Origin of the sequence: Marinobacter sp. (assembly GCF_041686475.1) — a bacterium.
Lineage (GTDB): Bacteria > Pseudomonadota > Gammaproteobacteria > Pseudomonadales > Oleiphilaceae > Marinobacter.
Genome location: NZ_JAWLDU010000008.1, coordinates 33,189 through 48,204 on the forward strand (window position 1 = coordinate 33,189; position 15,016 = coordinate 48,204).

Below are 15,016 nucleotides of genomic sequence, written 5' to 3' on the forward strand. Positions count from 1 at the left end.
AAAATCACTTTACTCCTGCACCAGCCAGTCCGTGGTTGCAGTAATGCCAAGGCATTCACTGTCAGAAGCGGCTTCCATCATCGATGCGAGCCTGGCATCGAAGCCCCACGGCGGGTTGACCACCAGCATACCGGACCCGACCATGCCCCGTTCGGGAGGCTGGTTCAGCATGATTTCCTGGCACAGCACCTTACGGACCGTACCCTCTGATATCGCACCTTTCAGCCTCTCATGGGGCCTGCCTGCCAGAATCGGATACCAGATCAGGAAAACCCCGTGGCGGCATTTCTGCCAGGCCCGCTTCAGGGTTTCGGCCACGTCTTCATACTCAGTTTTTACTTCGTAGGACGGATCAATCAGCACCAGAAGTCTTGGCTGCCTTGGTGGCAGGTGGCGAAGCAGTCCTTGCAGGCCGTCTTCCCGGCAGACTCTTGTTCCTGAGCGACCGCTGGCCCACTGAGACAGGGTTTCACCTTCAGCCGGATGCAATTCGAAAGCGGTCAGGCTGTCCTGCTCACGCAGATATCTGGAGAACCAGCGGGGCGAGCCAGGATAGCGCTCAAGGTCTCCACAACGTCCGTTTCCCGCTGCCAGTTCATCGATGATGGCCTGCCAGTCATCCGACTGTAATTGTTCCCTGCAGCGCCAGACCTTCTGCACTCCGGCGTTCGCCTCACCGGTTTTCATCGCCCTGTCACCCGCAAGGTCATAGCCTGCACTGCCAGCGTGGGTATCGAAGCAGGCAATGGCGGAGGGCTTCGCCTGCATCATTCGCAAAGCCAGCACCAACACTGAGTGTTTCTGTATATCGGCGAAATTACCAGCGTGAAAAGCGTGGAGGTAACTCAGCATTAGCAGGGCTCCCGGTTGAAGGACACCTATTAGGCATGAGTGAAACTGTGGAGGCAAGGCTTGAGAACCTGCTCCTGGCTGATATCCTTTAGCCCTGTTTTTCCGTGAGGATAGCGATTTGCCAACCCCCAAGAACGACGCTACCGAGCGTCTTTACAGCCTTATTGCCAATGAGGAAGACGCCCGGGTATGCACGGATATTCCCGACGAAGCCTGCCGCGAGGTACCCCGCAACTTCTTCCTGATTCTGGGCAGCAATGTACTCACCAAGCTCGGCGACCTGCTGGTCAGCCCCAAAACCGTCCTGGCCTGGCTACTGAGCGCCATTGGTGCACCGGCACTGGTTGCCTGGCTGGTTCCCATCCGGGAGTCCGGCTCCATGATTCCGCAGATGGTCATCGGTGCATGGGTCAGGCGAAAGCCGGTGCGCAAATGGTTCTGGACCCTTGGCAGCTTCGGCCAGGCGGCCAGTGTTCTGGGCATGGCCGCCAGCATCTGGTTCCTCGAGGGGTACGCTGCAGGCGCTGGCGTCGTGGGGGCACTGGTCCTGTTTTCCCTGGCACGCGGCTTCTGCTCGGTATCCATGAAAGACGTACAGGGCAAATGCATACCCAAAAAACGCAGGGGCAGGCTTTCCGGCCTTGCCTCCACTATTGGCGGATCGGCTACCGTCGTGCTGACCGCGCTGCTGTTCTGGAACCGGGGCGACCCGGGTGTCCTTTTTTACACGCTACTGTTACTGCTGGCCGCCGGGCTCTGGGTGATCGCCGGACTGCTGTTTGCCTCGGTTGACGAATACGATGGTGAAACCGGAGGCGGCGGCAATGCCCTGGGTGAAGCCTTAAAGAGCCTTTCCCTGCTTCGGGACGACGGGCCTTTCCGGCATTTTGTGGTCACCCGGGCGCTGCTGCTTTGCTCGGCCCTGGCATCGCCTTACCTCGTGGTGCTGGCCCAGAAAAATGCCGACAGTGGATGGCTTCTGGGCGTGTTCCTGCTGGCAAGCAGCCTCGCCAGTTCAGTGAGCGCCAGTGTCTGGGGCTGGATGGCCGATGATTCAAGCCGACGGGTGATGATCCGTGGGGCACTGATATCCAGTGGCGTTTGCCTGCTGGTAGGCGTGATTGCCCTGCTGGCAGGGGAAGATACCGGAGGCATGTGGTTCTATCCGGGAGCCTTTTTCCTGCTCAGCATCGCCCATGCCGGAGTCCGGCTGGGTCGCAAGACTTACCTGGTGGACATGGCAGGAGGCAACAAGCGCACTGACTATACCGCTGTCAGCAATACCGTAATAGGCATTCTTTTGCTGCTAACCGGCGGACTGACAGCCCTTGTCTCGATGATTTCCGATGTGGCGGTCATCCTGTTGCTCGGACTGATGGGGCTGGCTGGCGCCATCAGCGCGACCCGACTGAAGGAAGTCACGGCTGACTAGGGAACTTGCGGGGCCTTGCCCTCATTCAACGCCAGGGCCCCTTTCACAATGCGGTAGATTATCCAGATGGAGATCCCCAGCAGCACAAACCAGCCAATGATCAGGGGCGTAGTCACTATGCCGACAACCGTCCACAACAGCCCTATCCAGAAGGTACGGATCTGCCAGCGGAAATGCGGCTCGATCCAGGTGTTCTTGATATCATCAAGCTTGACGTAATTGATGATAACGCCGGCAAGGCCGGTAATTCCCCCCACGAAAAAAGAGAGTGCCTGCAGGATATAAACCAGCACGGCAAGGTTACGACCCGGTTCCTCACGGCGCGCGAGCGGATCTTCGTTAGCGGGAATGTATTCAGGCTCGGACAAAAGGCCTCTCCTTTTACTGCGTACCAGAAGTGTATCACAGCATCCGGGCCTCACAGGCCAGCCGGTCAGTGACTGTCCGGCCTGTAACCCAGACGGAAACCGCCCCAGTGCTTTCCATTCACATAAACCGGCACCGACAGGTCATGCATGATTTCCCCGGTATCCCGCCGGTAGGTCTGCAGCAGCATGCTCTGGGTGTGGCTGCCACAGCGGGCACCGGTGCGGTCGTTGAACAGTCGTTTGCTGCGGCTCTTCACCAGATCAACTTCGGGGTCGCCGGTCGGCGCGTGGGCAAAGTCGCGGTTATGGGTTGGCACATAGCCGTCGGGTGCTATGGCAATCGCATACACCATTGCAGAATGGGCCGACTTTACCGATTCCTGTACCGACGGGAGTTGCTGGTCGGTAAATCGGTCGTAACTGCTCGAATATTGCTGGGGATTGGTGTTGGGGATGGGCTCTCTCTTCTTGTCGAACAGAGCACTCTCCGACAATTGCCCATCACTAATGGCCTGCTCAAAGAGTTTGCCAATCCGGTCCGCGCCCTGCCGGGCCTGGTCATAGAAGGCGCGGTGATAGCTTTCATCGCTATTAAGAGCAAATGCCGCATTGGCCTCTTCCGCCAACTCCATCAGGGTAGCGGCCTGCTGGGCAAGGGACGCGACGCTGGCGTCACTCTCCGTGATCTGGTCACGAACCGTTTCGATGGCGCCAGACACCTGCTGCAGACTCTGTTCGTTATTCTGGTCAATCTCGGCAATCCGCGATACCTGCTGCTGAACCCGGTCGGATTGATCACGGATCTGGTCGAGCCGTTCACCAACACTCTCGACGGACTCCAGCCCCGCCTCCACACTTCTGGCGAGGTCCTCAATTCTTGACACAATCAGCGAGGTGTCAGACCTGATTTCCTGCAGGGTTTCGGCGACTTCACCAGTAGCCTGCGCGGTCCGGCCGGCCAGTTGCCTGACCTCGTCAGCAACCACGGCAAAACCACGCCCCTGGTCGCCTGCGCGGGCGGCTTCAATGGCTGCGTTCAGGGCCAGCAGGTTGGTCTGCTCTGCGATTCCCTGAATGGTTGTGGTAACTCCCTGAATCTTGTTTGACTTCTCATTCAGTTCCTGGATCAGCCTCAGATTCTCGCTGGACTGCTCATGCACGGCCCTGACGCTGTCTATAGCGGTTGTCAGTGCCTCGCGCCCTTCCGTGCTCACCTGCCTGTTCTGCAATGCCATGGTAGCGGCATCGGTGGCCTGCTGGGCGGATTCCCGCACACTTTCCGTAATCTGCCCCGCATAATCCGACATTTGCGCGGTTTCGCTGACCTGGCGGTCCAGGCGCACCTTTAACTGGTCTGCTGCAAAAGAGACCTGTGCCGCGGATATCGCGCTTTTGTCGGCACTGCCGGACAGCGCCTCAATCAGGGCGCGGCCGGCCCTGGCTTCGGTAACAATACCCGCGCACTGTTTACCCAGGGGACTGTCTTCAGAGAGTTCACCATCGTTCAGCTGTTTGAGCGATCTCTCTACCGGCTCCAGTACGCGCAATACCAGATAAGCGGTTGCCACCAAAAGCCCAACAATAAGGCCAATCAGGACCGACGAACCGTCCAGACCGATCAAGGGCGCCCCCAGTGTGGCCACGATGGCAACAACGACTGCAACCGATACCCCTGCCAAAAGAATAGGTCGACTGAGTAAGCCCATAGCCACCTCGTTATTATCGTTATTAATGAATACACTTTTAAAATGCCCGAAAACGATGGTAATGAAATGCCGAATAGTTATATCTGATACTTTAGTGCAACCTCAACCGGCATGTAACAAAACGACACGCTTCCGATACCAGCCTGTTATGAAAGATGTTCAACCTTTTCATCTTTTTTGCCGGGCGCTGTCACATAACCACTTCACTGGTCTGAACAGCCACAATCTCTTTAACGGCTGCGGTCAGGAATTCTTTTGCACTGGTCTGTAAATTCAAGGAGAGAGTGGTGTCGACCAGAGTCGGCTACCATATATCCGCTCATCGGCGATAATGGTAATCGCCCCGCCGGCGAAAGCGGCCGGATTCAGTGACTTTGGTTATTACACGTGAAGATGGAGGAGAAATAGCCGTATAAAATGAAAACGGCCACCGTTATGGTGGCCGTTTTCAAGAAAGATGAGCTATACAGATGCCGCAGGCTCTTTACTACCTGCGGCATTTCAGGAGGTTACTGCTCCATGGAATCACCTGCCTCCTCGGCAGCCTCTCCCATCTCCTCGCCAGCTTCCTCAGCCGCTTCACCGGTTTCTTCGGCCGCGTCGTCAGCAGCATCCTGGGTTTCGTCCCAGGCGCTGTCATTCTCCCCGGTAGCGTCCTCGTAGGTTTCTTCGGCAGCATCGCCGGCGTCATCCGCCATGTCTTCGACGTTATCGCCGGCGTCATCCGCCATGTCTTCGACGTTATCGCCGGCTTCCTCGAAATCAGCTCCTTCGTTGTCGTCCTGACTGCAGGCAGCGAGGCCCAGCGTCATAAGAAGTGCCAGTGCGCTCAGTGTCAGCTTATTCATAACCATGTCCCTTCGTTGGCTTGTAAAAACATCAACGGTAAGTCTACGGCCATGGTGGACCCGGCACAATTACTTGCTGATTACGTTTTTGTTAGCAGTGACAATAAGTTAGGAAAAGCAATAACCTGCTGACATCAATCAGTACAAGCAACCGTTCTGCCGTCGAGTGTCAGTACATGGTCCAGCCTTATCAGGTGCCCACGCCCCAGAAAAACAAACTCCTGACCGGCCCTGCTGAACAGGTCACGGATCACATCATGGGTAATCTGGATCTGGCCCGCATCGTCGCGATAGACGATTTCGGCAAGTTTTGAGGACGTCAGGTATTCCCTGAGCAGGCTGTGAATTTCACAGCGCACGGGCTGGTAGGGAGTGGAGGCATGTCCAGACGTCATGTCAGGCTTTTCCCTGTGGATTAAGACGGGACAATAATGCCCCTGGGCGCCGAATACAGCGCCAATCCGGGGCTCACCTACAGTCTGGTTCAGTTTGCGTCAGTGTGCCAGTTTCAGAACCACTCCGGCTTCATGTTCATGCAGGTGTCGTCCTGATTCTTCAGCAGTACCAGATCCTGGGCCACCGTTGGCAGCTCCCAGTGGAAGAAGTACTGGGCTGCCTGCAGCTTGCCCTGGTAGAAACTGCGCTCATCGTCGCTGTTGGCCGAACCCAGGGCCTTGGCGGCAGCGTTGGCCTGGCGTAGCCACATCCAGGACACAATAATGTGGCCGAACAGGTGCAGGTAGCATGAGGCGTTGGCCAGCACCCGATCCGGGTCTTCCGACATCAGGGATTTGCCGAGGCTCTGAGTGACCTTGACGGCTTGCTGCAGGGTTTCGCTCAGGGACAGGGCCCACTGCTGGCAGCGGTCGGTGGTTGCCGCTTCCAGGTCCACCTGCATTTCCTGCATCAGCAATTGCAGCCCGTGGCTCTGGTCCTGCCAGATCTTGCGGCCCAGCAGGTCCAGGGCCTGGATGCCGTTGGTGCCTTCGTGAATCGGGTTCAGGCGATTGTCCCGCCAGCACTGTTCCGCCGGGTATTCACGGGTGTAGCCGGCACCGCCGTATACCTGGATCGCCAGGTCGTTGGCCTTGGGGCCGAACTCGGATGGCCACGCCTTGATGACCGGTGTCAGCAGGTCCAGCAGCTTGCCGGCTTCCATCCGCTTGTGTTCATCCGGATGGGTGTGCTGGTCGTCCATCAGCCGTGCGCCATACAGGCACAGGGCCAGACCACCTTCGCTGTAGGCTTTCTGGGCCAGCAGCATGCGGCGAACGTCGGCGTGTTCGATGATGGGCACCTGGGGCGCTTCCGGATTCTTTTCTGACGGCTTGCGGCCCTGAAGGCGGTCCTTGGCATACTCCAGGCTGTGCATGTAGCCGCGGTAGCCTATAACAGCAGCGCCAAAGCCAACGCCAACGCGGGCTTCGTTCATCATCTGGAACATGTACTTCAGGCCCTGGTGGGGTTCGCCAACCAGATAGCCGTGACAGGGAGCATCGTCACCGAAACTGAGTGCGGTGGAAGTGGTACCCCGGTAACCCAGCTTGTGAATCAGGCCCGCCAGATTCACACCGTTGCGCTCCTTGGCAGAGCCTTCCTCATCAACAATGAACTTCGGCACGATGAACAGGGAGATGCCCTTTACGCCCGCCGGTGCGCCCTTGATCTTGGCCAGTACCATGTGAACGATGTTTTCGGTGATGGACTGCTCACCACCGGAGATGTAGATCTTGGCGCCCTTGATCAGGTAGTGGCCTTCATCCGTTGGCGACGCGGAGGTACGGATATCCGCCAGGGATGAGCCTGCATGGGGCTCGGTCAGGGCCATGGTGCCGCTGAAACGGCCACTGAGCATGTGAGGCAGGAAGGTGTTTTTCTGCTGGTCGCTGCCGAACACGCGGATCAGGTTGGCAGCGGCCGTAGTCAGGAATGGATAGCCGGCCGTACCCGGATTGGCCGCTGTAAAGAACCCGTTACAGGCAGCCATAACGGATTCCGGCAGTTGCATACCGCCGAGATCGTAATCGTAACGGCCGGCTATGAAGCCGGCATCGGCGTAGGCGTCGAAGGCCTCTTTGACCTGGGGAAGCATTTCCACCTGGCCATTCACGAACTTCGGCTCGTCTTTGTCGGCGGCGCTGTTGTGGGTGGCGAATTTGTCGCGGGCGATTTTGTCGGCAGTTTCGATGACGGCATCGAAGGTGTCGCGGCTGTGTTCGCTGAAGCGCTCGCGTTCGCTGAGGCTTTCGGTGTCAAGTACTTCGTAGAGCTGGAACGCCAGGTCGCGGCGGTCGATCAGGGTGTCTGTCATTGGGGTAGTCTCCTGTTTATGGCGTATAGCCTCTCATACGGTTGTTTTTGTTAAAACCGGCGTTAATGACATAATCATGGTTGAATTCGCCACCTTTGCCTCTTAGGGTGCATGCCAGACGGCCGCCAGCAGGAACACCCTCCCGCTGGCTTCCTGATTTGGAGTCTGCCTTGTACAACGTTGCAGTAATTGGCTTTGATGGTGCGCTCGCCAGCGCGATTACCGGTGTTATCGATCTATTTCGGCTGGCAGGGGTGACCTGGGCGCGGATCAATGACACGCCGCCGGAGCAGGAGTTTACGACGCGGCTTTTAACCGACGGGGGGAAACCCTGCCGTTGTATCAACGGGATTACATTACTTGCGGACGGGGATTGGCGGGACTATTCTGCCGGCGATTTGCAGTCCGACCTGGTAATCGTACCGACCATTGGGGCGCCGATGGCTCAGGTTCTGGCCGCCAACCCGGATCTGGTTCAGTGGCTCAGTGGGTTTCGGGACGCCGCCTCCGGGCAGGTCCGTGTAGCCAGTAACTGCACGGGAGCGTTTCTGCTGGCCGAGGCGGGGTTGCTGGAGGGGCGGCAGGCGACGACGCATTGGGGGTTCAGCAATCAGTTCCGGCAGCGTTTCCCGGGCGTGGAGCTGCAGCCGGACAAGCTGATTACGGTGGATGGGCACGTTGCCTGTGCCGGAGGTGGGATGGCCTGGTGGGACCTGGGGGTTTATCTTGTCGAGCGTTTTGCCGGGGCCAGGGTGGCGCGGGAGCTGGCGAAGGCTTTTGTGATTGATGCGGGGCGGACCAGTCAGGCGCCTTACGGTGCCCTGCAGGCCCGGCGTTATCATTCCGATACCGCCATTCTGAAGCTTCAGGACTGGCTGGACGCGAATTATACCAAGCCGGTCACCCTGCAACAGCTTGCCGCGCTGGCGGGGTTGACGGAACGCTCACTGATTCGCCGGTTCAGGGCGGCCACGGGGGATACTCCCACGGGTTATCTGCAGGTTCTGAGAATCGAGGCGGCGCGGCAGCATCTGGAGAATTCACGGGCTGCGGTGGAGGAAGTGACGCGATTGGTGGGTTACGAGGACGTCAGCTCGTTCAGTCGGCTGTTCCGGAAACATACCGGCCTGGCCCCGGGAATTTATCGTGCCCGGTTTGGTCGCTAGCGCACCGACGCGCCGGTTTGGCCCGGGTTATGCTAGGAATTCAGTACAAGGCTGGAAGTCAGGGCCAAACGTAAAAACTATTGACACAGGTTATTTCCCGCGGAGGGTAATACCATGACAGCACTGCAAAGAAACCAGAAATCAGACCTGTTGAGCCGCCTCTACGATATGAAGCAAAAACAGTTGTTGCAGGCCAGCCAGCAGGCAGACAGCCTGCGTTACCGGGTCCTGTCCGCAGAAGCTGATGCCATCAGCGAGGCCCTGAAAGCCATTCGATAAAGGCAGTCAGCGGCTGTATCAGCAACTGACTGTCCCGGAGCCCGACTGATCAAGGCGATCACTTTGTGACCAAATTTGTCGCCCAGGATCAGATTCCGGCAGCCACCTCCGTACCCTGGCGGATTGCCCGCTTGGCATCCAGCTCTTCCGCAACATCCGCACCACCAATCAGATGCGTCTGAATTCCTCGATTGACGAGATCGTCAAATAACGCCCGGAACGGTTCCTGACCAGCGCAAATAATCACATTATCCACCGCCAGCACCTTGCTCTCCGTCACCTTTCCATCCTTGTCCGATAACGTAATGTGCAGGCCTTCATCGTCGATCTTCTCGTAAGTGCAACCGCGGAGCATTTCCACGTCCCGGTGTTTGAGACTGTTGCGATGAACCCAACCGGAGGTCTTGCCCAGGCCTCCACCCACCTTGCTGTTCTTGCGTTGCATCAGGTAGATCTTTCGAGGTGAGGAAGCTGATTTACGCTCTGCCAGCCCGCCCGGTCCTTCAAACCGCGGATCAACGCCCCACTCCGCCTGCCAGTCGGCAATGCTGACCTGTTCTCCCTCCGGATGATGGCTGGCATCGTGAGTCAGGAACTCACTGACGTCGAAACCAATGCCGCCCGCACCGATGACGGCGACCGACTGGCCGACGGGCTTGTCATGACGCAGCACATCGAGATACCCCAGCACTTTCGGATGGTCGATACCCTCAATTTTCGGTGTTCGCGGTTTGACACCGGTGGCAATGATGACGTCATCGTAGCCGGCTTCACTGAGCGCATCCGAGTCCACGCGGGTGTTGAGCTTGAGCTCGATGCCCAGTATTTCGATCTGGCGCTGGTAATAGCGCAGGGTCTCGTAGAATTCTTCCTTGCCGGGGATACGCTTGGCGTAGTTGAACTGGCCACCAACTCTGTCGTCGGCCTCGAACAGCGTCACCTTGTGGCCCCGTTTGGCGGCCGTGGTGGCTGCCGCCAGGCCTGCAGGCCCGGCACCCACCACGGCAACGCGGCGGCTGACCGGGGCCACTGTCAACACCAGTTCGGTCTCGTGACAGGCACGGGGGTTCACCAGGCAGGATGCCCGCTTGAGCTGGAAAACATGGTCCAGACACGCCTGGTTGCAGGCGATGCAGGTGTTGATTTCGTCGCTTCGGTTCTGCTCCGCCTTGCGGACAAACTCGGAATCTGCAAGCAGCGGCCGCGCCATGGACACCATATCCGCCTTGCCGGCAGCAAGGATTTCCTCGCCTTTTTCAGGGGTATTGATCCTGTTGGTAGTACATACCGGAATCTCTACTTCACCGTAGAACTTGGCGGTGACGTCCGCAAAGCCACCCCGGGGCACAGAGGTCACAATGGTAGGTACCCGCGCTTCATGCCAGCCGATGCCGGTATTGATAATAGTGGCACCGGCTTTCTCGATGGCTTTGCCCAGTTGTACCACCTGATCCCAGGTCTGTCCGCCTTCCACGAGGTCCAGCATCGACAGGCGATAGATAATGATAAACTCGGGGCCCACCGCTTCCCGCATCCGGCGGACGATCTCCACAGGTAACTGCATTCGGTTCTCGAACGGCCCGCCCCACTTGTCGTTGCGTTTATTGGTGCGTTCGCACAGGAACTGGTTGATGAAATAGCCTTCGGAGCCCATTACCTCGACGCCATCATAGCGGGCCAGTTTCGCCAGTTTGGCGGCACTGACGAAATCATTGATCTGCCTGTCCACGCCTTTGGTGGAGAGGGCGCGTGCCTTGAAGGGCGTGATCGGCGCCTTGGTGGCCGAAGCAGAGACGCTGAAAGGCTGGTAGCCATAGCGGCCGGCATGGAGTAACTGCAGGCAGATCTTGCCGCCGGCATCGTGAACTTCGCTGGTGACATGGCGATGTAGCAAAGCGGTGCCGCGATGGTTCATGGTGGATGCAAGAGGTGAAAGCTGCCCGACAAAGTTGGGCGAGAAGCCACCGGTGACCATCAGCCCCACACCACCCTCTGCACGTTCGGCAAAATAACGGGCAAGTTTGTGGATGTTCCAGAAGCGATCTTCCAGGCCCGTGTGCATGGACCCCATGAGCACGCGGTTTTTCAACTCGGTAAATCCCAGGTCCAGGGGCTTGAGCAGATTCGGGTAGGCTGCAGTCATGCTATCTCTCTTTATCTCGTCGCGCGCGGGCGTTTTCATCGTGAGGCAACATGGTAGCATAGCGGCCTACGACTAATGTATGACACGGAACCGACACTATGAGCGCACGCGATTCTGAACGGGTACTGATCGATATCGAGAATGGCATTGCTACTGTCACCCTCAACCGGCCGGAGAAATACAATGGCCTGGACATGCCCATGTTTGAAGCCATCACCCGAGCGGCCAGAACCCTGAAGAAAGACCGCAGTGTGCGCGCCATTATCCTGTGCGGCGCCGGAGAGGCCTTCTGCTCCGGGCTGGATGTAAAGACCGTGTCGAAAAACCCGGTGAATTTTCTCAAACTGTTGATCAAACCGGGCCGCAAAATCAGCAACCTGGCCCAGGACGTAGGGTACCTGTGGCGGGATGTGCCTGCACCGGTTATTGCGGTCACCCATGGCTACTGTTTTGGCGGGGGGTTCCAGGTGGCGCTGGGTGCGGATTTCCGCTTTACCACCGCTGATTGCGAATTTTCCATCATGGAAAGCAAGTGGGGACTGATCCCGGACATGAGCCTGACCGTGACACTGAGGGAACTGGTCCCCATTGACCTGGCCAAGGAACTGACCATGACTGCCCGGCGGTTCAATGGCACGGAAGCAAAAGCCATGGGGCTGGTCAGCCGCGTCAGTGACGACCCCATGAGCGAGGCCCTGGCTTTTGCCCGGGAACTGGCTGCGCGCTCACCAGATGCCGTGGCTGCCGGCAAACTGCTGTTCAACCGCGGCTGGAGCGCCACCGACAAGGTTGCACTGGACTGGGAAACGAAACTTCAGAAAAAAGTGCTGGGCCGGGCCAATCAGCGTATTGCCGTGGCACGGAACTCCGGGTCGCCGGACAAACCCTACCAGGACCGCCGGGATTTCTGAGCACCATCGATTACACTGCAATCATTCGGCCAGTGCGCCTGAACTGCAAAACCGTATTCGGCCGTCTATCCTTGTAATCTGACAACCTGCAACCTGTCTTGCCTTTAATCAAGGTGTCGGATAGGCTCTCAGGCGACTGAATACAGGGTAATGATTAATATTCCCTGCGGATCCGTCTCCAGCCCCGGAGCGATCCAGCCGACTTTTACGGGCCTGACTGGAGCGCAATCTAAACATGCTACTGGCTGTGTTATCAGGTTTTCTGCTGGCAATTGTGGCACCGGCACTGCATCGGATCAGTGGCAGGTATATCGGTTGGGTACTTGCGATCCTTCCCGCAACCCTTACGGCGTATTTTGCCAGCCTGATCCCGGACGTTCAGGCCAATGGTTCCATGGTACTGGAATACGCCTGGTTACCGGGGCTCGGTATCAATCTGAACTTTCTGGTCGACGGCCTCTCGCTGGTGTTTGCCCTGCTCATCAGCGGCATCGGCACCTTTATCCTGATATACGCTGGCTCCTACCTGGCCGGGCACAGGTACCTGGCCCGCTTCTTCGTCATCATGCTCTCTTTTATGGCATCGATGCTGGGGCTGGTGTTATCAGATAACCTGATCACCCTGTTCGTTTTCTGGGAACTGACCAGCATTACGTCATACATGCTGATTGGCTTTAACCATGAAGACATGGAAGCCCGCAAGTGTGCTCTGCAGGGCCTGTTTGTGACGGTAGCCGGCGGCCTTGCATTGATGGCCGGACTGGTGCTTCTGGCCATCATCAGCGGCAGTTATTCACTGTCCGAGATTCTGGCGTCCGACCTGGCCATCCATGAGCACGCCTTCTACACCGCGGCCGTTATCTGCATCCTGGCGGGTACATTTACCAAGTCGGCACAGGTTCCTTTCCATTTCTGGCTGCCCAATGCCATGGCGGCGCCCACACCGGTTTCAGCCTTCCTGCACTCGGCGACCATGGTCAAGGCCGGCGTTTACCTGATGGCACGCCTGAATCCGTCCCTGGGGGAGGGCGAGCTATGGAGCCAGGCCCTGATGCTGTTCGGTGCCGCCACCATGTTCACCGGCGCCTACCTGGCGTTCAGCAGCACCGGCATCAAGAAGGTGCTGGCCTACTCCACCATCATGGCCCTGGGCACCCTGACCATGCTGATTGGCGTAGGCACCGAACTGGCGCTGACCGCTTTCATCTGCTTCCTGGTGGCCCACTCCCTGTACAAGGGCGCGCTGTTCATGATTGCCGGCGCATTAGATCACGAGACCGGCACCAAGGACATCACCCTGATGGGTGGGCTGAAAAAGACCATGCCGGTCACGGCTGCGATTGCCTGCCTGGCGGCATTATCGCTGGCGGGCCTGCCGCCGCTGTTCGGGTTTATTGCCAAGGAACTGCTGTTCGAGTCACTGCTCGATTCTCCGCTCTGGTCTGCCGGGCTGACCACTGCAGCCGTTGCCGCGGCCGTACTGATTGTCGGCGTCGCAGGCCTGGTGGCCATCAAGCCCTTCTTTGGCAGGGTTGGCAATACACCCAAAACACCCCATGAAGCGCCGTTAGGAATGCTGGTCGGCCCCGCCGTGCTGTCGCTGACGGCCCTGGTGTTCGGCCTGGCTCCCTTCCTGCCAGAAGGAGCACTGCTCCGTTCTGCAGTGGGCGCAGTCAATGGCTCACCGGTGGACACCTATCTGGCGCTCTGGCATGGCGTTAACGTGCCACTGATACTTTCTGTAGGCAGCCTGGTGCTTGGCCTGAGCCTGTTGTCGAGCTGGAACCGGCTTCAGCCTGCGCTCTTCGCCATCAATACCTCTGCCGCCCGATTCGGCCCGGAGACGGGTTACTTCCGCTTCATGGAAGGCATCACCGTTGTCGCAGCCTGGCAGACACGGGTGCTGCAGAACGGTGTTCTGGGGCTATACCTGTTACTGCTCGTTGCGGTGACGTTCGGCCTTACTGGCTACACACTACTGACCCACCATGGCATCAACCTGACGCTGGATCTGACCGACAGTCACTTTTATGAATGGGGCATTGCACTGCTGCTGATCGCTGCCGCCGTTTTTGCCAGTGCCACACACTCCCGTCTGGGTTCAGTGGCTTCAATGGGTGTACTCGGCTTCGGAGTCGCACTCACGTTCATTCTGTTCAGTGCGCCGGACCTCGGCATCACCCAGTTGCTGGTGGAAACACTGACTGTGATTCTGCTGGTGCTGGTTCTGTTCAAACTGCCGGAATTCGTCAACCTGTCGTCGCCGTTTGAACGCTACCGCGACCTGGCAGTAGCGACGTTTGCCGGTGTCGTCATGACACTGCTGATCCTGGCAGCCCTGGATGTACAGTACTTCGAGAGCATCTCGAGCTACTACATCGAGAACAGTGCGCCGCTGGCCTACGGCCGCAATATCGTCAACGTGATCCTGGTGGATTTCCGCGCGCTGGACACTCTGGGCGAGATCTTCGTCCTGTCTCTGGCGGCCCTGGGCGTACTGTCGATGATCAAACTGAAGGCGGAGGACCAGCACAAGCCATGAAGTCCAACACCCTGATTCTTCATACCGCAGCCCTGTTCATCATGCCCCTGCAATTGATGTTCTCGGTGTTTTTGCTGTTCCGCGGCCATGATGAGCCGGGTGGCGGCTTCATCGGCGGGCTGGTTGCAGCGAGTGCATTCGTTCTCTATGCCTTTGCCTTTGGCGCTGAACCCACTCGCCGCATTCTCCGGGTAGCGCCCAGGGATCTGCTGGCCGCCGGGCTGCTTTTTGCCATCGCCTCGACCATCCCCGCGTTCCTGGCCGGCCAGCCGATGCTGACTGCCCACTGGTGGGAGCTGCCCCTGCCAGGCGGCAGCTATCTTAAACTTTCAACGCCCCTGATCTTCGACATCGGCGTTTATGCCGCCGTTCTGGGCACCATCATGACCTTTGTCATCAACCTGATGGAGTCGGACGAATGAGGCGAAAGCGCGAATATCAAGTGATCAATCCGGAAG

Annotated in this window: 13 protein-coding genes; 6 read left to right on the top strand and 7 right to left on the bottom strand. The window is 58.2% G+C overall.

Annotated elements, in window-relative coordinates; all coding sequences use genetic code 11:
• Positions 1-9 precede the first annotated feature (9 nt).
• The gene (locus ACESMB_RS03485; RefSeq protein WP_372925206.1) at positions 10-852 is read right to left on the bottom strand and encodes a 23S rRNA (adenine(2030)-N(6))-methyltransferase RlmJ; all 843 of its coding nucleotides are present in this window, start codon (positions 850-852) and stop codon (positions 10-12) included.
• A 118-nt stretch (positions 853-970) separates the two neighbouring features.
• Between ACESMB_RS03485 and ACESMB_RS03490 the strand changes: the two genes are divergently transcribed.
• Complete coding sequence (locus tag ACESMB_RS03490) at positions 971-2,284, top strand: MFS transporter (RefSeq protein WP_372925207.1); 1,314 nt, start codon at positions 971-973, stop codon at positions 2,282-2,284.
• Here the strand turns inward: ACESMB_RS03490 and ACESMB_RS03495 are convergent.
• The 5 genes from ACESMB_RS03495 to ACESMB_RS03515 all read right to left on the bottom strand — a co-directional run bounded on the left by ACESMB_RS03495 (position 2,281) and on the right by ACESMB_RS03515 (position 7,517).
• A complete protein-coding gene (locus ACESMB_RS03495; protein ID WP_372925208.1) occupies positions 2,281-2,652 on the bottom strand; it encodes a DUF4870 family protein in 372 nt (123 codons plus the stop codon). The two genes, ACESMB_RS03490 and ACESMB_RS03495, sit on opposite strands and share 4 nt — an antisense overlap.
• A 65-nt stretch (positions 2,653-2,717) precedes the next feature.
• Entirely contained in the window at positions 2,718-4,358 is a 1,641-nt protein-coding gene (locus tag ACESMB_RS03500; RefSeq protein ID WP_372925209.1) for a methyl-accepting chemotaxis protein, read from the bottom strand.
• 509 nt (positions 4,359-4,867) lie between these two features.
• A complete protein-coding gene (locus ACESMB_RS03505) occupies positions 4,868-5,206 on the bottom strand; it encodes a hypothetical protein (protein ID WP_372970912.1) in 339 nt (112 codons plus the stop codon).
• 134 nt (positions 5,207-5,340) lie between these two features.
• The gene (locus ACESMB_RS03510) at positions 5,341-5,601 is read right to left on the bottom strand and encodes a hypothetical protein (RefSeq protein WP_372925211.1); all 261 of its coding nucleotides are present in this window, start codon (positions 5,599-5,601) and stop codon (positions 5,341-5,343) included.
• A 113-nt stretch (positions 5,602-5,714) separates the two neighbouring features.
• On the bottom strand, positions 5,715-7,517 hold the full coding sequence (locus ACESMB_RS03515) for an acyl-CoA dehydrogenase (RefSeq protein ID WP_372970913.1): 1,803 nt from the start codon (positions 7,515-7,517) through the stop codon (positions 5,715-5,717).
• A 170-nt stretch (positions 7,518-7,687) separates the two neighbouring features.
• Here ACESMB_RS03515 and ACESMB_RS03520 point away from each other — a divergent pair, with 170 nt between their 5' ends.
• Positions 7,688-8,683, top strand: coding sequence for a GlxA family transcriptional regulator (locus tag ACESMB_RS03520; RefSeq protein ID WP_372970914.1), 996 nt, complete (start codon positions 7,688-7,690; stop codon positions 8,681-8,683).
• A gap of 114 nt (positions 8,684-8,797) precedes the next feature.
• Positions 8,798-8,962, top strand: coding sequence for a hypothetical protein (locus ACESMB_RS03525; RefSeq protein ID WP_372927270.1), 165 nt, complete (start codon positions 8,798-8,800; stop codon positions 8,960-8,962).
• An 88-nt stretch (positions 8,963-9,050) separates the two neighbouring features.
• Here the strand turns inward: ACESMB_RS03525 and ACESMB_RS03530 are convergent, their stop codons facing one another.
• A complete protein-coding gene (locus ACESMB_RS03530; protein ID WP_372927269.1) occupies positions 9,051-11,105 on the bottom strand; it encodes an FAD-dependent oxidoreductase in 2,055 nt (684 codons plus the stop codon).
• Positions 11,106-11,203: 98 nt separating this feature from the next.
• Here ACESMB_RS03530 and ACESMB_RS03535 point away from each other — a divergent pair, with 98 nt between their 5' ends.
• The 3 genes from ACESMB_RS03535 to ACESMB_RS03545 all read left to right on the top strand — a co-directional run bounded on the left by ACESMB_RS03535 (position 11,204) and on the right by ACESMB_RS03545 (position 14,980).
• Positions 11,204-12,016, top strand: coding sequence for a crotonase/enoyl-CoA hydratase family protein (locus tag ACESMB_RS03535; RefSeq protein WP_372927268.1), 813 nt, complete (start codon positions 11,204-11,206; stop codon positions 12,014-12,016).
• 235 nt (positions 12,017-12,251) lie between these two features.
• Positions 12,252-14,558 carry a putative monovalent cation/H+ antiporter subunit A gene (locus tag ACESMB_RS03540; RefSeq protein WP_372927267.1) on the top strand — a complete coding sequence of 769 codons (2,307 nt, stop codon included), beginning with the start codon at positions 12,252-12,254 and terminating at the stop codon, positions 14,556-14,558.
• The gene (locus ACESMB_RS03545) at positions 14,555-14,980 is read left to right on the top strand and encodes a Na+/H+ antiporter subunit B (RefSeq protein WP_372927266.1); all 426 of its coding nucleotides are present in this window, start codon (positions 14,555-14,557) and stop codon (positions 14,978-14,980) included. The genes ACESMB_RS03540 and ACESMB_RS03545 overlap by 4 nt, the downstream gene beginning before the upstream one ends.
• Positions 14,981-15,016: the final 36 nt, after the last annotated feature.